General features: G+C 73.9%; 20 protein-coding genes. 8 read left to right on the forward strand and 12 right to left on the reverse strand.

Annotation, left to right across the window (positions count from 1 at the left end):
• Window positions 1-21: 21 nt before the first annotated feature.
• From Q0994_RS26310 to Q0994_RS26325, 4 genes are all read right to left on the reverse strand, one after another.
• Window positions 22-1,473: an NCS2 family permease gene (locus tag Q0994_RS26310; RefSeq protein WP_299539023.1), complete on the reverse strand. Its 1,452-nt coding sequence runs from the start codon at window positions 1,471-1,473 to the stop codon at window positions 22-24.
• 190 nt (window positions 1,474-1,663) lie between these two features.
• Complete coding sequence (locus Q0994_RS26315; RefSeq protein ID WP_299539026.1) at window positions 1,664-4,057, reverse strand: xanthine dehydrogenase family protein molybdopterin-binding subunit; 2,394 nt, start codon at window positions 4,055-4,057, stop codon at window positions 1,664-1,666.
• A 3-nt stretch (window positions 4,058-4,060) separates the two neighbouring features.
• Window positions 4,061-4,642 (reverse strand): (2Fe-2S)-binding protein, encoded by a 582-nt coding sequence (locus Q0994_RS26320; RefSeq protein ID WP_299539027.1) that lies wholly within the window; start codon window positions 4,640-4,642, stop codon window positions 4,061-4,063.
• A gap of 2 nt (window positions 4,643-4,644) precedes the next feature.
• Window positions 4,645-5,535 (reverse strand): xanthine dehydrogenase family protein subunit M, encoded by an 891-nt coding sequence (locus tag Q0994_RS26325; protein WP_299539029.1) that lies wholly within the window; start codon window positions 5,533-5,535, stop codon window positions 4,645-4,647.
• 316 nt (window positions 5,536-5,851) lie between these two features.
• Here Q0994_RS26325 and Q0994_RS26330 point away from each other — a divergent pair, with 316 nt between their 5' ends.
• Complete coding sequence (locus tag Q0994_RS26330) at window positions 5,852-7,597, forward strand: PucR family transcriptional regulator (RefSeq protein WP_299539083.1); 1,746 nt, start codon at window positions 5,852-5,854, stop codon at window positions 7,595-7,597.
• A gap of 165 nt (window positions 7,598-7,762) precedes the next feature.
• Window positions 7,763-8,548 carry a hypothetical protein gene (locus tag Q0994_RS26335; RefSeq protein WP_299539031.1) on the forward strand — a complete coding sequence of 262 codons (786 nt, stop codon included), beginning with the start codon at window positions 7,763-7,765 and terminating at the stop codon, window positions 8,546-8,548.
• 37 nt (window positions 8,549-8,585) lie between these two features.
• On the opposite strand, the gene Q0994_RS26340 is transcribed toward Q0994_RS26335, so the two are convergent.
• Window positions 8,586-9,314, reverse strand: a complete 729-nt coding sequence (locus tag Q0994_RS26340; RefSeq protein WP_299539085.1) for a GntR family transcriptional regulator — start codon at window positions 9,312-9,314, stop codon at window positions 8,586-8,588.
• A 188-nt stretch (window positions 9,315-9,502) separates the two neighbouring features.
• On the opposite strand from Q0994_RS26340, the gene Q0994_RS26345 reads away from it, so the two are divergent.
• The gene (locus tag Q0994_RS26345; RefSeq protein ID WP_299539034.1) at window positions 9,503-10,345 is read left to right on the forward strand and encodes a (2Fe-2S)-binding protein; all 843 of its coding nucleotides are present in this window, start codon (window positions 9,503-9,505) and stop codon (window positions 10,343-10,345) included.
• Window positions 10,346-10,539: 194 nt separating this feature from the next.
• Window positions 10,540-11,616, forward strand: coding sequence for a DUF2637 domain-containing protein (locus Q0994_RS26350; RefSeq protein ID WP_299539036.1), 1,077 nt, complete (start codon window positions 10,540-10,542; stop codon window positions 11,614-11,616).
• A 71-nt stretch (window positions 11,617-11,687) separates the two neighbouring features.
• On the opposite strand, the gene Q0994_RS26355 is transcribed toward Q0994_RS26350, so the two are convergent.
• A complete protein-coding gene (locus Q0994_RS26355; RefSeq protein ID WP_363325579.1) occupies window positions 11,688-12,026 on the reverse strand; it encodes an ATP-binding protein in 339 nt (112 codons plus the stop codon).
• A gap of 326 nt (window positions 12,027-12,352) precedes the next feature.
• Between Q0994_RS26355 and Q0994_RS26360 the strand changes: the two genes are divergently transcribed.
• Window positions 12,353-12,802, forward strand: a complete 450-nt coding sequence (locus Q0994_RS26360) for a ribonuclease (RefSeq protein WP_299539039.1) — start codon at window positions 12,353-12,355, stop codon at window positions 12,800-12,802.
• 72 nt (window positions 12,803-12,874) lie between these two features.
• On the opposite strand, the gene Q0994_RS26365 is transcribed toward Q0994_RS26360, so the two are convergent.
• On the reverse strand, window positions 12,875-14,617 hold the full coding sequence (locus tag Q0994_RS26365; RefSeq protein ID WP_299539040.1) for a pyruvate dehydrogenase: 1,743 nt from the start codon (window positions 14,615-14,617) through the stop codon (window positions 12,875-12,877).
• A 112-nt stretch (window positions 14,618-14,729) separates the two neighbouring features.
• Window positions 14,730-16,703: a protein phosphatase 2C domain-containing protein gene (locus Q0994_RS26370; RefSeq protein WP_299539042.1), complete on the reverse strand. Its 1,974-nt coding sequence runs from the start codon at window positions 16,701-16,703 to the stop codon at window positions 14,730-14,732.
• 492 nt (window positions 16,704-17,195) lie between these two features.
• On the opposite strand from Q0994_RS26370, the gene Q0994_RS26375 reads away from it, so the two are divergent.
• Together Q0994_RS26375 and Q0994_RS26380 are read left to right on the forward strand one after the other, a co-directional pair.
• On the forward strand, window positions 17,196-18,185 hold the full coding sequence (locus Q0994_RS26375) for a LuxR family transcriptional regulator (RefSeq protein ID WP_299539044.1): 990 nt from the start codon (window positions 17,196-17,198) through the stop codon (window positions 18,183-18,185).
• Window positions 18,186-18,510: 325 nt separating this feature from the next.
• Window positions 18,511-18,993, forward strand: coding sequence for a DUF456 domain-containing protein (locus Q0994_RS26380; protein ID WP_299539046.1), 483 nt, complete (start codon window positions 18,511-18,513; stop codon window positions 18,991-18,993).
• A gap of 138 nt (window positions 18,994-19,131) precedes the next feature.
• Here the strand turns inward: Q0994_RS26380 and Q0994_RS26385 are convergent, their stop codons facing one another.
• Together Q0994_RS26385 and rsgA are read right to left on the reverse strand one after the other, a co-directional pair.
• Window positions 19,132-19,440, reverse strand: a complete 309-nt coding sequence (locus Q0994_RS26385) for a hypothetical protein (RefSeq protein ID WP_299539048.1) — start codon at window positions 19,438-19,440, stop codon at window positions 19,132-19,134.
• Between the two features lie 89 nt (window positions 19,441-19,529).
• Window positions 19,530-20,696 (reverse strand): ribosome small subunit-dependent GTPase A, encoded by a 1,167-nt coding sequence (gene rsgA / locus Q0994_RS26390; protein WP_299539051.1) that lies wholly within the window; start codon window positions 20,694-20,696, stop codon window positions 19,530-19,532.
• A gap of 472 nt (window positions 20,697-21,168) precedes the next feature.
• Between rsgA and Q0994_RS26395 the strand changes: the two genes are divergently transcribed.
• Window positions 21,169-21,669, forward strand: a complete 501-nt coding sequence (locus Q0994_RS26395) for a DUF5949 family protein (RefSeq protein WP_299539053.1) — start codon at window positions 21,169-21,171, stop codon at window positions 21,667-21,669.
• A gap of 150 nt (window positions 21,670-21,819) precedes the next feature.
• Here the strand turns inward: Q0994_RS26395 and Q0994_RS26400 are convergent, their stop codons facing one another.
• Together Q0994_RS26400 and Q0994_RS26405 are read right to left on the reverse strand one after the other, a co-directional pair.
• On the reverse strand, window positions 21,820-22,227 hold the full coding sequence (locus Q0994_RS26400; protein ID WP_299539055.1) for a rodlin: 408 nt from the start codon (window positions 22,225-22,227) through the stop codon (window positions 21,820-21,822).
• 152 nt (window positions 22,228-22,379) lie between these two features.
• A complete protein-coding gene (locus Q0994_RS26405; RefSeq protein ID WP_299539057.1) occupies window positions 22,380-22,580 on the reverse strand; it encodes a hypothetical protein in 201 nt (66 codons plus the stop codon).
• Between the last annotated feature and the right edge of the window lie 163 nt (window positions 22,581-22,743).

The following is a 22,743-nucleotide window of genomic DNA, read 5'->3' on the forward strand; positions in this document are numbered from 1 at the left end:
GCAGCCGGTGACGCGGTGGCGTCAGCCGACACCCAGCCAGTTCTCGATCGGGTGAAGGGCGAAGTAGCCCACGAACACCACCGTGAGCACCCACATCAGGGGTCCTGCTTCCCGCGCGCGGCCCTGGGCAAGCTTGATCACGGTGTACGAGATGACGCCGGCGGCCACTCCGGCGGTGATGGTGTAAGTGAACGGCATCAGGACGACGGTGAGGAAGACCGGTACCGCGACCGATCGGTCGGCCCAGTCCACGTGGCGCGCGTTCTGCATCATCATCGCGCCGATGACGACGAGGGCGGCGGAGGCCACCTCGGCGGGGACGATCGCGGTGAGCGGGGTGAAGAACAGGCAGGCGGCGAAGAGCAGTCCGGTGACGACGGAGGCGAGGCCGGTGCGCGCGCCCTCGCCGACGCCGGTCGCCGACTCCACGAACACCGTCTGGCCGGAGCCGCCGGCGACCCCGCCGATCGCACCGCCTGCGCCGTCCACGAACAGGGCGCGGGACAGGCCCGGCATGCGGCCCTTGTCGTCGGCGAGCCCGGCCTCGGTGCCGACGCCGATGATGGTGGCCATCGCGTCGAAGAAACCGGCCAGCACCAGGGTGAAGACGATCATGCCGACGGTGATCACCCCGACGTCGCCCCAGCCGCCGAGGTCGACGTCGCCGAAGAGCGAGAAGTCGGGTGCGGAGACCGCGGAGCCGTCCAGCGCGGGCGGGCCGCTGCTCCATGACTTCGGATCGATCTCCAGGACGGTGTTGAGCAGGACGGCGAGGACGGTCCCGGCGAGGATGCCGATGAGGATGGCGCCGGGGATCCGGCGCGCCTGGAGCGCGAAGATCAACAGCAGCGTGACGGCGAAGATCAGTACGGGCCAGCCGACGAGTTCGCCGGCCGGGCCGAGCGAGACCGGGGTCGCGGCCCCCTGGTGGACGAAGCCCGCCTTGTAGAGGCCGATCAGCGCGATGAAGAGGCCGATGCCCATGGTGATGCCGTGCTTCAGCGCCAGCGGGATCGCGTTCATGATCAGCTCACGCAGTCCGGTGACCACGAGCAGGCAGATGATCACGCCGTAGACGACGCACATGCCCATCGCCTGGGCCCAGGTCATCTGGGGCGCCACCTGGGAGGCGAGGACACCGGAAACGCCGAGGCCGGCCGCGAGGGCGAGCGGCACCCGGCCGACGAACCCCATGAGCAGGGTGGTCGCGGCGGCGGCCAGCGCGGTGGCGGTGATCAGGCCGGAGCGGCCGAGAAGGTGGCCGTCGACGTCCTCGCCGCCGAGTATCAGCGGGTTGAGCAGCAGGATGTAGGCCATCGCCATGAAGGTGGTGACCCCGCCGCGCACCTCGCGGCCGACGGTCGAGCCGCGCTCGGTGATCGAGAAGTAGCGGTCGGCCCGGGACCGGCGGGCGGGCGGAGCGGCGGGTGCGTCGGGCCGCCGGGCGGCGGGTTCGACGGACTGCTGGGTCATGATGCCTGACTCCCAAGGTTCACAGGGGCACCCGCGGCGGGATCCGCGGCGGGATTCGGGATGGTGCAGGGACGGCACGACCCGGGGGACGGCCCGAGGCGAACGGCGTGGTGGGCAGGGGGTGTCGCGGTGGTCTCCGGGCGGCGCGGGCCCTGCGGCGCGCGCCGCCCGGAGCGTGGTGGAGCGCCGGTCAGGTGCCGGTGAGGTGCTCGGGCCGCACCGGGGTGCGGTCGAGCGCCAGGCCGGTCGCGGCGCGGATCGCCGCGAGCACCGCCGGCGTCGAGGAGAGGGTGGGCGCCTCGCCGACGCCGCGCAGCCCGTACGGGGCGTGCTCGTCGGCGAGTTCGAGCACGTCGACCGGGATGGTCGGAGTGTCGAGGATGGTGGGGATGAGGTAGTCGGTGAAGGAGGGGTTGCGCACCTTCGCCGTCTTCGGGTCGACGATGATCTCCTCCATCACCGCGACGCCGAGGCCCTGGGTGGAGCCGCCCTGGATCTGGCCGACGACCGACAGCGGGTTGAGCGCCTTGCCGACGTCCTGGGCGCACGCCAGCTCCACGACCTTGACCAGGCCGAGTTCGGTGTCGACCTCGACCACGGCGCGGTGCGCGGCGAAGGAGTACTGGACGTGTCCATTGCCCTGGCCGGTGCGCAGGTCGAAGGGTTCGGTGGGCCGGTGGCGCCACTCCAGGTCGGCCTCGACCACCTCGTCGCCGAGGACGTCGGCGACGGACGCGAGGACCTCGCCGCCGTCGGTGACCACCTTGCCGTCCTCCAGCAGGAGTTCGGCGGTGGCCCAGGCCGGGTGGTAGGTGCCGAAGGCCCGGCGTCCGCGCTCCAGGACCTGTTCGCGGACCGCCTCGCAGGCGTTCTTCACCGCGCCGCCGGTGACGTAGGTCTGGCGGGACGCGGAGGTCGAACCGGCGGAGCCCACGCGGGTGTCGGCGGGCTGGATGGTGACCTGGGCGACGCCGAGTTCGGTGCGGGCGATCTGGGCGTGCACGGTGACGCCGCCCTGGCCGACCTCGGCCATCGCGGTGTGCACCGAGACGACGGGTTCGCCGCCCACCACCTGCATCCGGACGCGGGCGGTGGAGTAGTCGTCGAACCCCTCGGAGAAGCCGACGTTCTTGACGCCCACCGCGTAGCCGACCCCGCGCACCACGCCCTCGCCGTGGGTGGTGTTGGAGAGCCCGCCGGGCAGCGCCCGTACGTCCACCGAGCTGCCGTGCGCGCCGGCCGCCAGCCACTGCTGTTCGGGCGGCAGCGGGCGGGACTTGACCCGGCGCAGCAGCTCGGCGACGGGGGCGGGCGAGTCGACGCGCTGACCGGTGGGGAGCAGCGAGCCCTGCTCCATGGCGTTCAGCTGCCGCAGTTCCACCGGGTCCATGCCGAGCGCGGCGGCGAGCTTGTCCATCTGCGCCTCGTAGGCGAAGCACGCCTGGACCGCGCCGAAGCCGCGCATGGCGCCGCAGGGCGGGTTGTTGGAGTAGAGCGCGATCGCCTCGATGTCGACGTCCTCGACGACGTACGGGCCGACGGCGAGGGAAGCGGCGTTGCCGACGACGGCCGGGGAGGCGGAGGCGTAGGCGCCGCCGTCCAGCACGATCCGGCACTTGAGGTGGGTGAGCCGGCCGTCCCTGGTGGCGCCGTGCTCGTAGTGGAGCCTGGCCGGGTGGCGGTGGACGTGCCCGAAGAAGGACTCGAAGCGGTTGTAGACCATCTTGACGGGCTTGCCGGTGCGCAGGGCCAGCAGGCAGGCGTGGATCTGCATCGACAGGTCCTCGCGTCCGCCGAACGCGCCGCCGACGCCGGAGAGCGTCATGCGGACCTTGTCCTCGGGCAGGCCGAGTACGGGGGCGATCTGCCGCAGGTCGGAGTGGAGCCACTGGGTGGCCACGTACAGCTCCACACCGCCGTCCTCGGACGGCACGGCGAGGCCGGACTCCGGGCCGAGGAAGGCCTGGTCCTGCATCCCGAAGACGTAGTCGCCGGTGACGACGACGTCGGCGCGGAGCGCGGCGGCGTCGGCGTCGCCGCGGACGATGGGCTGCCGGTGGACGATGTTGGGGTGCGGGACGTGCCCGATGTGGTGGTCGTCACGCCCTTCGTGGATCAGCACGGCGTCGGGGGCGGTCGCGGAGGCCTCGTCGGTGACGACGGGGAGTTCGGCGTAGTCGACGCGGATCTTGGCGGCGGCCCGGCGGGCGGTCTCGGGGTGGTCGGCGGCGACCAGCGCGACCGGCTCGCCGTGGTGGCGGACCCGGCCGTGGGCGAGCGCCGGGGTGTCCTGGATCTCCAGGCCGTAGTTCTTCACGGCCGCGGGCAGGTCGTCGTAGGTCAGCACGGCGTACACGCCGGGGGTGGCCAGCGCCTCGGCGACGTCGATGGAGCGGATCTCGGCGTGCGCGACGGTGGAGCGCAGGGTGTGGCCCCAGAGCATGTCCTCGTGCCACATGTCGGAGGAGTACGCGAACTCGCCGGTGACCTTGAGGGTGCCGTCGGGGCGCAGGGTGGACTCGCCGATGCCGCCGCGGGTGCGGGAGCCCTGGGTGACGCCGACGGGGGTTCCGGTGGTGGGCATGGGTCAGACCGCCTCTGACTGACGGGCGGCCGCGAGGCGGACCGCGTCGAGGATCTTCTCGTAGCCGGTGCAGCGGCAGAGGTTGCCGGAGAGCGCCTCGCGGATGTCCTGGTCGGACGGCGAGGGGTGGTTCTCCAGCAGTTCGTCGGCGGCGACCAGCAGGCCGGGGGTGCAGAAGCCGCACTGGACGGCCCCGGCGTCGATGAACGCCTGCTGCACCGGGGAGAGCGCGGCGTCCTCGCCGGTGGGGCGGGGCTGCCACCGGCGGGCGTCGTCGAGGCCGGTGCCGCAGGCGCCGGAGGCGCAGCCGGCGCCGGGGTGGGCGCCCTCGCGGTGGCGGGCGTAGTCGGCGAGGCCCTCCACGGTGACCACCTCGCGGCCCTCGGCCTGGCCGGCCGCGACGAGACAGGAGCAGACCGGCACGCCGTCCAGGCGGACGGTGCAGGAGCCGCACTCGCCCTGTTCGCAGGCGTTCTTGGAGCCGGGCAGACCCATCCGCTCGCGCAGCACGTACAGCAGGGACTCGCCCTCCCAGACGTCGTCGGCCTGCTGCGGCCGGCCGTTGACGGTGAAGTTGACGCGCATGGTCAGGCAGCTCCTTCGAGGTGGCGGCCGGCGCCGCGGTACTGCTCCCAGGTCCAGCCGAGCGTCCGGCGGGCCATGACGCCGACGGCGTGCCGGCGGTACTTCGCGGTGCCCCGCACGTCGTCGATCGGGTTGCAGGCGCCGGAGGCGAGGGTGGCGAACTGTGCGGCGACGGACGGCGGGATGATCTTGCCGCTGTCCCAGAGGCCGGCCTCGTCGAGCGCGGCGGCGAGGAACTCCTCGGCCGCGGTGGCCCGGACCGGGGTGGGGGCGGCGGAGCCGATGCCGGTGCGGACCGTGCGGCTCTCCGGGTGCAGCGCAAGGCCGAAGGCGCAGACGGCGATGACCATGGCGTTGCGGGTGCCGACCTTGGAGAACTGCTGGGGGCCGTCGGCGCGGGCGACGTGCACGGCCCGGATCAGCTCGTCGGGCGCGAGGGCGTTGCGCTTGACGCCGGTGTAGAAGTCGTCGATGGGGATCATGCGGGTGCCGCGTACGGAGACCGCCTCGACCTCCGCGCCCGCCGCGAGCAGCGCGGGGTGGGCGTCGCCGGCCGGGGAGGCGGTGCCGAGGTTGCCGCCGACCCCGCCCCGGTTGCGGATCTGCGGCGAGGCGACCGTGTGCGAGGCGAGCGCGAGACCGGGCAGCTCGGTCCGCAGGCTCTCCATGATCGCGCTGTACGGGACGGAGGCGCCGAGGCGCACGGCGCCGGGGCCGGTCTCCCACTCGGAGAGTTCGCCGATCCGGGTGAGGTCGAGCAGGTGTGCGGGGCGCCGGTGGTCGAAGTTGATCTCCACCATCACGTCGGTGCCGCCCGCCAGGGGGACGGCCGCCGGGTGCTCCGCCTTCGCGGCGAGCGCCTCCTCCCACGTTGCGGGGCGAAGGAAGTCCATGCGTGGCTCTCTTCTTCTCGTTTCGGGTGTCGCGTGGGCCGGGGCCGCGGGCCCCCGGAGACCGCTCGGACCGGACGGGCGCCCCCTCCGCGGGGGGTGCCGGCGCGGCGCTTCATCAGATGTTCACGCGGTAGGTGCCCCAGTACACAAGGCGTGCTCCAGTCGGTGCAGTCACCGAAACCATGAAGGAGTTGGCTGGTCTCCCGACTCGTCTTGTAGATTCGAACGAATGACGGGGATCGGAAACCTCACCGCAATCCACAGGTATCCCGGTCCCCCCTCCGCACCTACGGAACAACAGATCGGCGGCAACGAGATGCGGCTGCGCGCACTGCTGGAGACCGACGCGCTGGGCCTGCGACTGCTCGGCGGCGCCGGTGAGCTGGACCGGACGGTCCGGGGAGTGATGACCACCGACCTGCGCGACCCGAGCCGGTACCTCACCGGCGGCGAGCTGGTCCTCAGCGGGCTGGCCTGGCGCCGGGACGCCGCCGACTCCGAACCCTTCGTGCGCATCCTGGCGGCGGCCGGGGTGGCGGGTCTGGCGGCCGGCGAGGCGGAGCTCGGGGCGGTGCCGGAGGACCTGGTCGAGGCGTGCCGGCTGCACCGGATGCCGCTGTTCGCCGTGAACGAGACCGTGGCGTTCGCCACCATCACCGAGCACATCGTGCGGCAGGTGTCGGGCGAGCGGGCCGGCGATCTGGCGGCGGTCGTGGACCGCCACCGCAGGCTGATGACGTCGGGCCCGGCTGGCGGCGGCCCCGAGGTGGTGCTCGACCTGCTCACCTCCGACCTGTCGCTGAGCGCCTGGGTGCTCTCCCCCACCGGCCGGCGCGTCGCGGGCTCCGGGCCGCTGGCGGGCCCGGTCGCCGCCGCCCTGGCCGGACACCACCTGGCGGCCGGCCGCACCGGCCGCCGGGGCCCGCACCGGGCGGTGGTGGACGGCACCGCCTACGCCCTCTTCCCGGTCCCGCACACCGGCCGCACCCCCGCGCCCGGACTGCGCGACGCCCGCGAGTCGGTGCTCTCCGACTGGCTGCTCGCGGTCGAGGCCGACGCCGGCGACTGGCCGGCCGAGCGGCTCGACCTCCTGCAGGGCGTCACCCAGCTCATCGCCGTCGAGCGGGAGCGGCGCGACGCCGCCCGCACGGTGCGCCGCAGGCTGGCGCAGGAGGTGCTGGAACTGGTGCAGGCGGGCGCAGCCTCGACCGAGATCGCGGCCCGGCTGCGGGTCGCCGCCCCCGTCCTGCTGCCCGGCCCCGCCGCCGCCCCGCACTGGCAGATCGTGGTGGCGCGCGTCGAGTGGTCGGGGGCCCACGGCCCGGCTGCGGGCGGGGCGGCGGCCCAGGCGCTGCTGGAGGAGATCCTGGTGGACCCGGCGGCCACCGGCCCCGATTCCGCCGACCGGATAGCGGTGGCTTACACGGACGAGGAGGCCGTCGCCCTGGTCCCGCTGCCGGCGTCGGCCGGCGCGAGGAAGGCCGGAGAGGAAAGGGCCGGGGAGGAGGGGGCCGGGGAGGAGGGGGCCGGGGAGGAGCGGACCGACGCGGCCGCCGGGGGCGGTCCGGAGCTGCTGGCCGACTCCCTGCTGGCAGCCGTCCGGGAGCCGCTCTCCGCCGGACTGGCGGACGACGGCCGCCTCACCATCGGCGTCAGCGCGGCGGTGCACTCCGCCGACGGACTGCGCGGTGCGCTGGAGGAGGCCCGGCACGCCCGCCGGGTCGCCGCCGCCCGGCCCGGCCGGGTCTGCGCAGCCGGACACCACGAGCTGGCCTCGCACGTGCTGTTGCTGCCGTTCGTCCCGGACGACGTGCGCCGGGCGTTCACCGCGCGGCTGCTGGACCCGCTGCGCGCGTACGACCGCAGGCACCGCGCGGAGCTGATCCCGACGCTGGAGGCTTTCCTCGACTGCGACGGCTCCTGGACCCGCTGCGCCGCCCGGCTGCACCTGCACGTCAACACCCTGCGCTACCGCGTCGGGCGGATCGAGCAGTTGACGGGCCGGGACCTTTCGCGCCTGGAGGACAAGCTCGATTTCTTCCTCGCCCTGCGGATGAGCTGACCTTCCGGCCCCGGCCGCGCTCCCCTCCGGTCCGGGACGATTGTGAATTCCTTCACCAGAACCGCACCGGCCCTCTTGGCGGTCCGCTCTTTCCATGCTGAGATGCGCGCAGACCCAACACAGCTCGATGGCGCGCTCGGGGAGGGCACTGTGGCGCACTCCGCCATGTCTGGTTCCGGAACGACAGCCGAAGACGATCCGCCGCTCCGGACAGCGGTGTGGCGCCTGCGCTCGCGCGCCTGCTGGACCGACGCGGCCGCACTGCTGGAGGACGCCGCCGCGACGGACCAGGCCGCGGCGCTCCAGCGCACCGCGCTCCTGACCGAACGGTGTCTGTACACCACCGAGGGCTGGGCGGAGGCCGAGGACGCGCTGCGCACCGCCGAGGCGCTCGCCCGGGACGACGCCGGACGGGGTGCGGCGGCCTGCGAACGCGGCCACCTCGCCTACGCCTCCACCCTGCTCGGCGTCCGGGACCGCGCCGACGAGGCGAGTGTCGCTCTCAGCCGGGCGGCCGCGCTGCTCGCCCCGGCCGCCCCCGGCCGTCCGCTGCTCGACTTCCGGCGGGGGCTGATCGCGCAGGACCTGGCGGGCGCACCGCAGTCGGCACGGGCCGCCTTCCGCCGGGCGCACGCAGGCGCGACCGCACAGGGCGACGCGCTGCTGCTCTCCTTCACCTGGCGCCATCTCGCCACCCTGGCGCTGGCGGACGGCGAGCTGGCGGAGGCGCGGCACGGTTTCTCGGAGTCGTTGCGGATCCGCGAGGAGCTGGGCTATCTCGTCGGCACCGCCCCGGCCCTGATCTCGCTGGCGGAGGCGGAACCCGCGGCGGAGGCGGCCCGGCTACGGGCCGAGGCGGGCCGGCTGTTCCGGCTGCTGGGGGGCGTGCCGACCTGGCTGGCGCCGTTGCTGGACGCGCCGCCCGACCCGGCGACCGCCGCGGCGAACTGAGCGGGCCCGGCGCCCTCGCCCGGTGCGGGCGGGGGCGTCAGCCGCCCGCGCCGCCGAAGTGCTCGCGCACGAGTCGCTGGACGACGGCCGGGTCGTGCTGGGCGACGAGGGCGTCCAGGAGTGCGGTGTGCTCGGCCGCGTCGGCGATCAGCTCGGCCCGGCGCGGGGCCGGGCCGCCGGCCGGCGGCCACTGGGCCCGGCGGTGCAGGTCGTCGGCGACGGCGACCAGCTGCCCGTTGCCGGCCAGCGCGAGCACCGCGCCGTGGAAGCGGCGGTCGGACTCGGCGTACGCGGCGCGGTCGCCGGTCGCGGCCGCCGCCGCGGCGGCCTCGGCGAGCGGCCGCAGCGCCTGCCAGCGGGCGGGCGGCACGGTGACGGCGAGCCGCAGCACCACGGGTACCTCGATGAGGGCGCGCACCTCCGCGAGCTCCGCGCGTTCGCGGGGCCCGCGTTCGCTGACCCGGAAGCCGCGGTTGGGTACGACCTCGACGGCCCCCTCGGTGGCCAGCTGCTGCATGGCCTCGCGCACCGGGGTGGCCGACACGCCGAAGACCGCGCCGAGCGCGGGCGCCGAGTAGACCCGGCCGGGCACCAGTTCCCCGGAGACGAGACGGGCGCGCAGCGCCTGCAGGATCTGCCCGCGCACGGAGTGCCGCCGGACGGAGGCGGGGCCGTCGGTACCGGCGTGGGTGTGCTCGCCACGGGCCCGCTCCGGGCCGGGCTGCGCGGGTACGCGGGCGTCCCGGGCGTCGGCGGGGTGCGGCACGGGCCGTGCGGCGTCCCTCGCTCCGCTCTGCTCCACGCTGGCCTCCTCCGGCGGGGCACGGCTCGCGGACGGCGGGCCCCCCGGTGCACGATAGGCGCAGTACGCCGGAGTTCAAACCTCGATCATCTCGGGTAAGGTAAGGCTTACCTGCAAGCGATCGGGATTCGGTGGTCCCTGGTATGCCCCTCATGACGACTCCGCCCCTCGGCGCCGCGACGTCCCCCGTGACCGCGGCGTACGCGCGCCTCGCCGAGGTGTTCCCCGGTCTGCGGGCGGAGGTCGTCGGTGACGCCGTGCCCTTTCCGACCGGTGGCGGCTGGGTCGGGGCCGCCGAGCTGGCCGCGGGCGGCCCTGCCGTCGACGCGTTCCTGGCGTGGGACGAAGCGCAGGTGCTCAAGGACTACGGCCGGGGGGCCCGGCCGGACGTGGTGGCCGGCTTCGGGCTGCACCGCTACGCCTGGCCCGCCTGCCTGCTGGTGACGGTCCCGTGGTTCCTGCTGCGCCGGGTGCCGCGGGTGCCGGTGCGGGACGTGTCGTTCCACCGCGCGCTGGGACGCCTTCAGGTGCGGATCTCCGAGTTCGCCTGCCTGCCGGACGACCCGGCCGCCTCGCTGCCCGGCGCGCGGGTGGTCCCGGACGAGGCCGCCCTGCGCGCCGAGGTGCTGGCCGCGGTCGCCGAGCACGTCGGCCCGGTGCTGGAGGGCTTCGCGCCCCGGATGCGGCGCGGGAAGCGGGCGCTGTGGGGCATGGCGACCGACGAGATCGTCGAAGGACTCTGGTACGTCGCCCATCTGCTCGGCGAGGAGCGCCGGGCCATGTCCGAGCTGGAACTGCTGCTGCCGGGAACCACCAAGCCGTACGTCGGCGCCGCGGGCTTCCGCGAACTGACGGGCCCGGCCGGCGAGTCGCTGCCGACGCGCGACCGGGCGAGCTGCTGCCTGTTCTACACGCTGCGCCCCGAGGACACCTGCGTGACCTGCCCGCGTACGTGCGACGCGGCCCGCGTGAAGCGCCTGACGCCTGCTCCCTGAACCACGCCACCCGGACGAGTGGCACCCGCTCGAACGCAACTCCCCTGCCGCGCACGCCCGTTCGGGCGATATCCGGTCACCCGTACGCATCGGGCCCCCCGATGGCGTGTTCTTGCCCCGAATCCCGCTGAACGGCCCTGGAACTCCGTCACGATGGCGTCCGAAACGCCCTATCGCGACGCAAGGGACCGCGCATGAGACTGACCGACATATCGCTTGACTGGCTGCTTCCGGGCGCCGTGCTGCTCGTGGGGGTCATGGCGGCGGTGACGGTGGTCGCACGCGGCAAGCGCGCCGCCGGCAAGGCCCCGGCGGACGACTCCTGGGAACGCAGCGAAGACCGGCGCAGGCGCAAGGAGGCCCTTTACGCCACCGCTTCGTACGTGCTGCTGTTCTGCTGCGCGGCCGTGGCCGCCGCCCTCTCCTTCCACGGGCTCGTCGGCTTCGGCCGGCAAAACCTCAACCTCTCCGGGGGCTGGGAGTACCTGGTGCCGTTCGGCCTCGACGGGGCCGCCATGTTCTGCTCGGTACTGGCGGTACGGGAGGCGAGCCACGGCGACGCGGCCCTCGGCTCCCGGCTGCTGGTGTGGACGTTCGCCGGCGCCGCCGCCTGGTTCAACTGGGTGCACGCGCCGCGCGGCATGGACCACGCGGGAGCCCCGCACTTCTTCGCGGGCATGTCGCTCTCCGCCGCGGTGCTCTTCGACCGCGCGCTGAAGCAGACCCGCCGGGCCGCGCTCCGCGAACAGGGGCTGGTACCGAGGCCCTTGCCGCAGATCCGCATCGTGCGCTGGCTGCGCGCGCCCCGGGAGACCTTCGGCGCCTGGTCGCTGATGCTCCTCGAAGGCGTCCGCACCCTGGACGAGGCGGTGGACGAGGTGCGCGAGGACCGCCGGGAGCGGGAGCAGGACCGGCTGCGGCGCCGGGGCCAGCAGAAGCTGGACCGGGCGCAGATCAAGGCGCTCAACCGGCAGAACCGCGCCTGGGGACGCGGCAGGGACGGCCGCGCCGCGGAGGTTCCGGCCCTCGCCCCGCCGGCGGGCTCGCCGTCCGCCGCGGAGCCCGCCATAGCGGAGCCGGGACAGCTGCCGCTGCGGCCCCGGCCGTCCCTGCACGCCGGCGGCGACCGGAAGCCGACCGGCGGCCGGACCACGGGCATGGCCGACCCCCTGACCGTGGACCTCACGGCCGAGGACGACGACACCCAGGCGTTGCCCCGGCTCGACTCGCTGGAGCGGAAGCTCAAGGATCTGGAGCAGCAGTTCGGCTGAGCGCGCGGGTCCGGTCGGTCACGCCCGGTGCGTGACGGACCGGACCCGCACACCGGACGGCGGAAAACCCTTCAGGGCTTCCCGCCGTCCAGCTCGAACCAGACCACCTTGCCCAGCGGCTGCGTCCGCACCCCCCAGGAGTCGGCGAGGCCGCGCACCAGCACCAGGCCCCTGCCGTGCGTGCCGTCGTCGGCGTTCGGTACGTACACACGGGGCGGTTCCGGTGCGAAGTCCCGCACCTCCACCCGTATGCGGCGGCCGTCGACCGTGGCGGTCACGACCGTGCCGTGGCGGGTGTGGATCAGGGCGTTGGTCATCAGCTCACTCAGCAGCAGCTCGACCGTGGCGATGCACTCCCGGTCCACCCTCGGCCGGAGGAAGTCCCTCACGTCGCGGCGGACTTCACCCACCGCCGCACGGTCGGCGTGCCCCGCGGTCCGGTGCAGCCGCGCGTCCCCCAAGGGCTCGCGGCGCGGCGGACGGTCCCGGTCCGCCCCACGGTCGTCCGCGGGGCCGGATCTGTTCCGATGCTCCATCATCTCCCCCACCCGCACGGGTCATCAGCCTCCTCGACCTTCGATCCCTCGGACGTCCTCATCGATGCATGCCCCACCGCCGGTCGCTCACGCGTCCGGCCGACGAGTGATGCCCTCACCGGACCCGCCCACCAACTACCGGAACGTTCACCCGTATCGGCGATGACGCAGAGGTATCTACGCGCGTCATCATAGGACCCATGCGCATCCCCCCACGGGTCATCCGGCTAGGCGGCTCGGCCGCCCTCCTGTCCGCACTCATCGGCGTCGCACCGGCCACCGCGACGGCCGCCTCCCCCGCACCACCGGCCCACACCGCCCCTGCGGTGTACGGCGCGCCCTCCCCCGCCGCCCTCGCGGCGGCGGTCGGCTCCGTCTGCTACACCGACCTGCCGTCCCAGGCGCACGACACCCTCGACCTCATCGGATCCGGCGGCCCTTTCCCCTACTCCCAGGACGGCACGGTCTTCCAGAACCGCGAAGGCGTCCTGCCGAGCCGCTCCACCGGGTATTACCACGAGTACACGGTGATCACTCCGGGCTCCTCCACGCGTGGCGCCCGCCGCATCGTCACCGGCGACGCGGCCGAGGAGGACTACTACACCGCGGACCATTACGAGTCGTTCGACCTCGTCGACCACGACTGCTGATCCGCCACCCCGAGGACGCGTCCGCGCCGCCGCCCCCCACCGGCGGCGCGGGCCCCCGGCATACCGGACGGATCAGGGGCGCGGCACGTTGCGCAGGTTGGAGCGGGCCATCTGGACCATCCGGCCGACCCCGCCGTCCAGCACGATCTTTCCGGCGGAGAGCGCGAAGCCGGTGACCATGTCGGCGCTGATCTTCGGCGGGATGGAGAGGGCGTTGGGGTCGGTGACCACGTCGACCAGTGCGGGCCCCTTGTGCTTGAAGGCGTCCCGCAGCGCGCTCTCCAACTGCTTGGGCTTCTCGACCCGGACCCCGTAGGCACCCGCCGCCCGCGCGACGGCCGCGAAGTCGGGGTTCTTGTTGGTGGTCCCGAAGGACGGCAGCCCCGCGACGAGCATCTCCAACTCCACCATGCCGAGCGAGGAGTTGTTGAACAGCACGACCTTCACCGGGAGGTCGTACTGAACGAGGGTGAGGAAGTCGCCCATCAGCATGGTGAATCCGCCGTCGCCCGACATCGACACGACCTGCCGGTTCCGGTCGGTGAACTGGGCGCCGATCGCCTGCGGCAGCGCGTTGGCCATCGAGCCGTGGCTGAACGAACCGATCACCCTGCGCCTGCCGTTGGGCGTCAGATAGCGCGCCGCCCACACGTTGCACATCCCGGTGTCGACGGTGAACACCGCGTCCTCGTCGGCGATCTCGTCCAGCACCGACGCGACGTACTCGGGGTGGATCGGCGTGTGCTTCTCGACCTTGCGGGTGTACGCCTTGATCACGCCCTCCAGCGCGTCGGCGTGCTTCTTCAGCATCCGGTCGAGGAACTTGCGGTCCGTCTTCGGCCGCACCCGCGGGGTCAGGCAGCGCAGCGTCTCGCGCACGTCGCCCCAGACCGCCAGGTCCAGCTTGGAACGCCGGCCCAGCCGCTCGGGTCGCACGTCCACCTGCACGATCTTCACGTCGTCCGGCAGGAAGGCGTTGTAGGGGAAGTCGGTGCCGAGCAGGATCAGCAGGTCGCACTCGTTGGTCGCCTCGTAGGCGGCCCCGTACCCGAGCAGCCCGCTCATGCCCACGTCGTACGGGTTGTCGTACTGGATGTACTCCTTGCCGCGCAGCGCGTGGCCGACCGGGGCCTTCAGCTTCTCGGCGAGCGCCATCACCTCCGCGTGGGCGCCCGCGGTGCCGCTGCCGCAGAACAGCGTCACGCGCTTGGCCTCGTCGACCATGCGGCAGAGCTTGTCGATCTCCTCGTCACCGGGCCGCACGGTGGGCCGCGAGGTGACCAGGGCGTGCTCGATCGACTTCTCCGGCGCGGGCTGGGAAGCGATGTCGCCCGGCATGGAGACGACGCTGACCCCGCCCCGGCCGATGGCGTGCTGGATGGCGGTCTGGAGCAGCCGGGGCATCTGCTGCGGGTTGGAGATCATCTCGTTGTAGTGACTGCACTCCTGGAAGAGCAGCTCCGGATGGGTCTCCTGGAAGAAGCCGAGGCCGATCTCGGTGGACGGGATGTGCGAGGCGAGCGCGAGGACCGGGGCCATCGAACGATGGGCGTCGTACAGCCCGTTGATGAGGTGGAGGTTGCCCGGCCCGCAGGACCCGGCGCAGGCGGCCAGTCGGCCGGTGACCTGCGCCTCGGCCCCCGCCGCGAAGGCGGCCGTCTCCTCGTGCCTGACCTGGATCCAGTCGATGCCCTTGTGGCGCCGGATGGCGTCCACGACCGGGTTGAGGCTGTCGCCGACGACGCCGTACAGCCGCTTCACCCCAGCCCGCACGAGGATGTCGACGAACTGCTCCGAGACGTTCTGCTTGGCCATGGGGATGCGCCCTCTCTGCCGTGCTCCGTGCACGGTCGGCTGTCCGGACTCCGGAGCCCGAAACCTCGGCCGGGACGGTCTCCGCCAGTCCATCAACCCATGGGGTCCGCCGTTACGCCTCCCAGACGGCGGCCGCCGTGCGGTCGTCGGCGTACCCCTTCACCCGGGTCTGGAGATCCGCGAGGAACGCGGCGAGGCCGGGCGGCACGGGGGACGACCAGCGGGCCGCGAACTCCCCGGCCAGCGCGGGCTCGGCGCGGAACGGCTCCGCGAGTCCGCTCCCGCAGAGCAGCAGCGTGTCCCCCGGACGGCCCACCGAGGCCCGGAACCGGAAGGGGTCCGCGGGCGGCGGGACCGGCTGCTCGACATAGGGTCCCGGCGGCGTGGCGACCTGGAGGTCGAGGGTGGTCCGGTCGCCGGACGGCTCCGCCTCTGCGGGCGGTGCGGAGCCCTCCTCCGGTACCTCCGGATCGAGGTCCTCCCAGACGCCGTCGCGGAGCCGGAACAGGCCGCCGTCGCCCACGCCGAAGAAGATCCGGGTACGGCAGTCGGGGTCCGCGGGCAGCAGCAGGCAGCGCAGCCCGACCCGGTGTTCCTCCGGCTCGCGGCCCAGCTCCGCGGCGCGGGCCCGCAGTCTGCCGGACGTGCGGTCGGTGAGCCGGTGCAGTCCCGACTTCAGGTCCTCGCGGCGCCCGGCCCGCAGGTCGTCGGACAGTCGCGCGTGGCTGCGGCCGACCGCGCCGCCGATCCAGCGGCAGGCGTCGGCGGCGGCGAGGTGCACGTCGTCGTCGCCGCCCCGGGCGCCCGCCGCGACCGCCACCAGGACGAGCGCCGAGGTCCCGGTCCCGAAGCGGGCGGTGAGCAGCGCGTCCCGGCGCGACTCGCCCCGGTAGCGCGCGGAGTCGCCGCGCACCGACGCGGCGCGCAGGGTGTACGTCCCGTAGGCGGCGCCGTCGAGCACGGTGTCGGGCACCAGCCCGTCCAGGCTGAGCGAGGTGGCCGGGGGCAGGTGGGTCGGCTCCGGGTCGTACGTCGGCGGCCGGTCGCCCACGTGGGTGACGGAGACCCGGACCTCGGCGGGCGGTGCGCTCCCCGGATCGGAGGGCGCGGGCTCCTCGGCGGGCGGGTCGGGAACCAGGGGCACGGCGAAGGTGCGCCGCTCCGGCGTGCCGCGACCGGGCGACTCCCAGGGCGCCCGGAACCGCACCGTGGACGGGTCGGGGGCGGAGGGCCGCGGCGCCGGAGCGGGTGCGGCCGGCGGGGGTGAAGGCGCGGCGGGGGCGGGCGAAGCCGCGACGGGACGTTCCGGGGACGCGGGCGGTGCGGGGGGCGCGGAAGCGGCGGGCGCGGGCGGTGCGGATGCGGCGGACGCGGGCGGTGCAGATGCGGCGGGCGGGACGGCGGGTGCGGGTGGCGCAGATGCGGCTGAAGCGGCGGGGCCGGGTGGGGCGACGGGCGGCGGGGCGGAGGGGAGCGGCAGTACCGGAGGGGTGGCAGCGGGCCGGGACGGGGGTGCGGGCGGGCGCGGGGTGGCGCCCGGCCAGCTCTCCGGGTCGGTCCAGAGCGTCTCGGACACCGGCCCGTTGCGCCCGGAGGCGGCTTCGCCGGTGGCTTCGGCACCCCGGTGGCCGAGAGCTCCGGGCCCGGCGGACGGCCGGTCACCGGCGGCACCCGGCGGCGAGCCGGGCGTCCGGCTCCCACCGGTCCCGCGCGGCTCGGGCACGGCGGCGTCGCGCGGCACCTCGCCCGGGGCGTCGCCGTGCGGGGCGTCCCCGAACACGGTGTCCCTGCGCGGGGCGTCCCCGAACACGGTGTCCCTGCGCGGGGCGTCCCCGTACACCGGTTCCGCGCGCGGGGCGTCCCCGTGCGCGGTGCGGACGCCGGGGCCTTGGAGGGGCGGCGGGTTGTCCCAGGGCGCTCCCGGTTCCGGTGCCCCCGACGTGCTCAACGCGTCGGCCGCGGAGTCGAATCGGTCGTCCAGGCTGTCGGTCGCCGGAGCCGGACCGGTGTCCGGCGCCGTCTCGGCGTACAGCTTGCCCCACCAGTCGTCCTCGTGGGCGGCGGGCGTCTCCCCCTGCTGGCTCATGCCCCTTATTGTCCACCGCTCACGCGGCGCCAAAACGGGTCAACCGGAAAAGATGCCGCACCGGAAAGAGGTCCGCCGGGCGGCCCCACCCCCCACGGGAAGGACGCCCGGCGGACCGGTTCGGTGTGACCGGCCGCCTCTCGGGGCGCCGGTCGCGGCCCGGACGGTGGGCACGTCGGCCGTGCCCGCCGGTCCCGGTCCGCAAGGAGGACGGGCGGAAAGGCCGGTGGCCGCCGTCGGCGGTGACCGCTGCGGCCGCGTACGACGGACCGGGGCGCAACGCCCCTTCCCGGTCCCTGCGGTTCCAGCCGCAGGCGAGGTCGTGTTCCGTCCGTCGCACATGCGGTGGTGGCGCCACCTTGACAGAGGGACCACCCGTTCGGGGGATGATGTGTGCGGCGGGTTTACGCCGTGGCCTCTTTCCGCCACGGACACCCCCGCTGAACAGGCACAGTGATGGTGTGAGGAACCACGGCCGGGGAGGGTCGCAGGATGCTGGGTGCCATAGGTCTCGACGAGAGACAGGAAACGGCCTACCGTGCGCTCGTCGCACTGGGGGCCGCGGAACTGGCCGATCTCGCAGCCCGGTTGGGCCTACCGGAAGAGGACACCGAACGGGCGTTGCGGCGCCTGGAGCAGCAGGGTCTGGCCGCGCAGTCGTCCGCGCGGCAGAGCCGCTGGGTGGCGGCTCCCCCCGGCGTGGCCATCGGGGCCCTGCTGATGCAGCAACGGCACGAACTCGACCAGGCGGAACTGGCGGCGGCGCTGCTCGCCGCCGAATACCGGGCGGAGGAGAGCGAGCCGACCGTCCACGACCTGGTGGAGGTCGTGACGGGGGCCAGCGCGGTGGCCCAGCGCTTCCACCAGCTTCAGCTCGGCGCGACCGCCGAGGTCTGCGCCCTGGTCACCGGCAAGCCGATCGCGGTGACGGGCACGGAGAACGCGTCCGAGGAGCTCGCGGCATCGCGCGGGGTCTCGTACCGCGCGGTCATCGAACGCGAGGTGCTCTCGCTGCCGAACGGGATCGTGGAGGTGTCGTCGGCGCTCGGCCGCGAGGAGCAGGTCCGGGTCGTCGACCGGGTGCCGACGAAACTGGTCATCGCCGACAGCAGTCTGGCCATGGTGCCGCTGACCGGCCGCGGAGCCGAGCCGGCCGCGCTGGTCGTGCACGCGAGCGGGCTGCTGGAGTCGCTGCGCGGACTGTTCGAAGCGGTATGGCGGGATGCGATGCCCCTGCGGATCGGTGAGAACGGCTGGCCGAAGGAGGACGACAACGGGCCCGACCCGACCGATCTGGAGATCCTCTCGCTGCTGCTGGCGGGACTCACCGACGCGAGCGTGGCCAAGCAACTGGACCTGGGGCTGCGCACGGTGCAGCGCCGGGTGAAGGGGCTGATGGAGCTGACCGGCGTCTCGACCCGGCTGCAGCTGGGGTGGCACGCGTACGAACGCGGCTGGGTGGCCCGCAACCCGCGGACCTGACGCCCGCACACGGCCGGCGCCCGCACCGCCGGTCCCCTCCGCGTCTCCCCCGCCCTGCCCGGCGCGCCCGGCTTCGGGACGCCCCACCCGGGTCCGGCGCACCCGACCCGCGCGCCCTCGCCGCGCTCTTCCGCCTCCCGTTTCCTGCGGCTCCCGCGGCCCGTGCGGCCCCGCGATCCGTACGCCCGCCTCCGCCACGCACCGACCGGCCGTGCTCCGAACCGCCGCGTCACGTTCCCGCACGCCCCGTTCCCGCAGGTCGTTCCCGCACGTCCGGGGCCTGCGCTGACGGGCGGGGGATCTCGCTCTCCGGCACGCTGGTGCCATGAGTGTGTGGCAGCTCGTCGCCGTGGGCCTGGTGATGCTGCTCGGTCTGGTCGGCGTGCTGGTGCCGGGCATCCCCGGGCAGGCGATCGTCTGGGCCGCCATCCTGTGGTGGGCCCTGACGGACGTGACCCCGGCGGCCTGGAGTGTCCTGATCGGGGCGACCGCCCTCCTGCTGCTGGTCCAGGCGCTCCGGGCGCTGCTCCCCAAACGGCGCCCCAAGCAGACCGGCGCCCCGCCCAAGGTGCTCATGATCGGCGGGCTCGCCGCCATCGTCGGCTTCTTCGTGGTCCCCGTCGTCGGCGGGGCCGTCGGCTACCTGGGAGCGGTCTACGGCATGGAGCGGACGCGGCTGGGCAGCGCCCGCGCCGGCCGGGCCTCGCTCTCCTCCGTCATGCGGGCGACGGGCTACTCCGTGCTCGCCGAGCTGTACGCGTGCCTGCTGGCGGTGGGGGCCTGGATCTGCGTCCTGGTCATGGGCTGAGGGACAGGGGCCGTGGGCCCTGTCGCCCCGGAGGTCTTCCACCGGGAACAGCCGGGCCGTGACCGGTGCGCGGCCCGTCCCGGAACCACCGGCCGGCCCACCGGCCCGCTGCGGAGCGGCCGCCGCTTCCGGCCGCGGTCACTCCCGCCGCCAGCCCTCGCTCTCGACGTCGTCCGTACGGCCGTCCGCGAGCAGCGCGAAGAGCCGCAGCACGTCCTCGGTGGACGCCTTCTCGATCACGCCGGGAACGCCCTTGTCGTCCTCCAGGTTCTCCCAGAGCAGCAGCCCCCCGGCGTAGGCGCTGAGGGACCAGCCCGACTGGTGGGTGAGCGAGACGTCCGGGTGTTCGTCGTCCGCCTCAGAGAGTCCGGCCACGATGGTGCGCACCGCTTCGGCGTCGGGCTCCTCGACCGGCGATCCGGTGATGTCGTACATGAAGTAGGTCATGCGTCCATTAGCTCATTGCGCGGACACCGGCCGCGAACCGCCCCGCGCCGCGGACCGCCCGGCGGGGACGGTCCGCGGCGGGTGCGCCGCTACCGGACGCGGCCGCGTTTGGCCTCCATCGCGGCCCGCCCCTCGGCGCCCTTGCGCTTCCACTCGCGCCGGATCTCCGAGCGGGCCCGGGCGTCCGTCTTGGCGACGATCCGCTGGTTCTCGCGGAGCAGCTTGCGGTAGCTGTCGAGCCGGCGCTCCGGCAGGACGCCGTCCTCGATCGCCGCGAGCACCGCGCAGCCCGGTTCGGACCCGTGCGAGCAGTCGTGGAAACGGCAACGGCCGGCCAGCTCCTCGATCTCCGAGAAGACCTGTCCGACGCCGGTCCCGGCGTCCCAGAGGCCGACGCCGCGCAGCCCCGGCGTGTCGATGAGGACACCGCCGTGCGGCAGGACCAGGAGGTTGCGGGTGGTGGTGGTGTGGCGTCCCTTGCCGTCGACGCCGCGGGCGGCCCGCACCTCCATGACGTCCTCACCGAGCACGGTGTTGGCGAGGGTGGACTTCCCGGCGCCCGAGATGCCGATCAGCGCGCTGGTGGAGCCGGAGAACAGTGCGGTGAGGACGTCGACGCCCTCCCCCGTCAGCGAGCTGACCGTGAGCACCTCGGCCCCGGGCGCGACCGTGGAGACGTCGTCCACCAGGTGTCCGAGCGTCACCGCGTCGGGCACCAGGTCGGCCTTGGTGAGGACGACGACGATCCGGGGCCCGTTCGCCTCCGCCCCCGCCCCGCCCAGCAGCGCGTCGCCGGAGGAGCTGGAGTGGGCGAGGGCGACGAAACGTTCGAGCCGGCCCAGATCGAGCTCGACGGCGAGCGAGACGCAGATGACGATGTGGTCGATGTTGGTGGCGAGCACCTGGCCCTCGGACCGCTTCGACGAGGTGGACCGGACGAAGGCGGTGCGCCGGGGCAGCAGGGTACGGACGAACCGGGGGTCGCCGTCGGGGTCCACGGCGACCCAGTCGCCGGTGCAGACGATGCGCATCGGGTCGCGCGGGACGACGAACGCCGTGTCGGCGCGGACCGTGCCGCCCGGCGTGGCCAGGTCGCACTGCCCGCGATCCACCCGCAGGACCCGGCCGGGCAGCAGCCCCTGCCGGGCGTACGGGGCGAACGCGTCGGCCCAGCCCGCGTCCCAGCCGTACGGCTCCAGGGCGTGCGGGGAGGTGCTGCGTGCGGAGGAAGGCGAAGGAGAGAACGAGAAAGACAAGGGGAACCCTTCGAGGGGCGGCCCCGGCACCGCGCGCTCATGGGCGCGCGGGATGCGAACAGCGGTCAGCCGGTGGCCACGGGGATGAGAACAGAACTGGTCCGGTTTCGGGCAGCGCCCGTCGCAACGACAGTCATCAATGTCCTCACCTCCTGATCTCTCGGTCTCTTCACCGCTCGGCGGGTTCCGGTGCGCGGAACGCCGTCACGATAGCGCCGTCCCCGGGGATGCCGTCAACACGTTTTTCGGGCACCCTCCCCCGGCCTCCGAAGCGCCCAGGATGCTCCCTCGAACCGGCACCCGGAGACGCACGAACGGGCCGCGCCGGCCGGCCCGCGGGAGGGCGGGCGCGGCACGGATCATCCCTGCCGGCACGCCTCTCCGGGCCCTTTCGACGGAGTCGTACGAGATCTCCCTCGATCGGGTGATACGCGTGCACAACACATGATCCGTGGCCGTTAGGGTGCCGCACATGACCTCTCCCCAGACCGCCACCGGCTCGTACTCACCGGCCCAGATCGGAACCCAGGTCCTGATCGGCTGGAGCGGCGAACACCCCGAACGCGGCCACGACGTCGCCTTCCTGCTCACCTATTCCCTCGGCGACGGACCGGACGGACCGGAGACCGGTTCGGCCGCGCTGCGCGCCGCTCTCGGCCGCGCGGGCCTCCGCGTCGGCGGGGGCGTGCTCGACGCCTCCGAACACCCCAGCCTCCCCGTGAAGCTCCTCGTGCAGGCCGGCCAGGCCGTCCTGACGCTGCCCCACTTCACCGCCCAGTACCCCGCGCCCCCCGAGTGGGTCGCCGCGGCGCTCTCCACCGGGCAGGTGTACGGCATGTTCGCGACCCGCCCGTGGCCGGAGGCGGTCGCCGGGAGGCCGGTGAGCGAGGACCGGTTGCGGGCGTTCGCGGCGAGCCCCGAAACCGTGTCCACCGCGGCCCACTGCCTGATGCCGGTCCGCTCCCTGGGCTGATCCGACGGCCCCTCCGCACCCCGGACACGGCGATGCCCACCACCCCCCGTGGAGTGGTGGGCATCGCCCCGAGCGGTGTGGGACGACCGGAGCCCGGCGGGCCGCTCACGCGGCCCGCCGGGCTCCGACGCGTCACGCGCCTCGGTGGGGTCAGCTGTTGCCGACGCCGTTGCCCGAGAGCACCGGGATGCCGTTGACGAGGTGCGACAGCGCCTCGTCGCCCTTGGCCTGGGTGGAGTTGTCCGTGCACTGCTGGGTCTGCGGCGACGACAGGACGTTGATGTCCTGGACCGCGATCGGCACGAGGCCGATCAGCGAACCGACGTTGACGTCGGCCGGCAGGCCGACGCACAGCTTGTTCAGCGTGCCCTGGACGAGCTGGTTCTGCGGGCTCCAGTTGCCTTCGGTCTCGGCGTTGCCGAACTCCGACTCGGCGCCGTTGCCGTTGACCGTCGTGGTGCCCTCGTCGTTGCCGATGGCCATGGCCGAGGGGGCCACCGCGGCGGACAGACCGAGCATGGACACAGCCACAGCCGCGCCGGTCATGATCTTCTTCATCAACTTCACCTTTCGGAACGTCCCGTTGTGGAACGTACTGATCAACCGATTCCGGAAGGTTCGGTTCCGCGGTTACACTCGAACGTGTCTGACGAGGCGTCGGATAGACGTCCCAGTCGTCTCGTCGGCCGATCCGCGGCGAGGTCCCGCGGTCAGCTTCCGGGTCTGTCGGGGGAGGTCCGGGCGGCCGGCACGAAGCCGCCCCGGCGCCCTGCGGCGGGACCGGCCGGGTCCGCCTGCGCGGGTCCCCGGCCCGCTCTGCGCCACTCGGCGAGCAGTTTGTCGTAGATGGGGGTGTCGTCCGTGGCGGGCGGCCGCCCGTCCGGCCCGTCCTGTCTGTCGTACTGGTCCATGGAAGGGCTCTACCCGCCCGGACGCCCGGCGGCAGCCCGGAATGCGGCATCCGGCCCAACGCCGTCCGTGATGCGGTGCACGGGTGCGGGGGGGTGCCTCTATGTAGTTCGTCAATCCCGTGCTGCCGGTTCCGGGGGTGTTGGTCTCTTTCATGCGGCGAGG

Source organism: uncultured Streptomyces sp., from assembly GCF_947488945.1.
Lineage (GTDB): Bacteria > Actinomycetota > Actinomycetes > Streptomycetales > Streptomycetaceae > Streptomyces.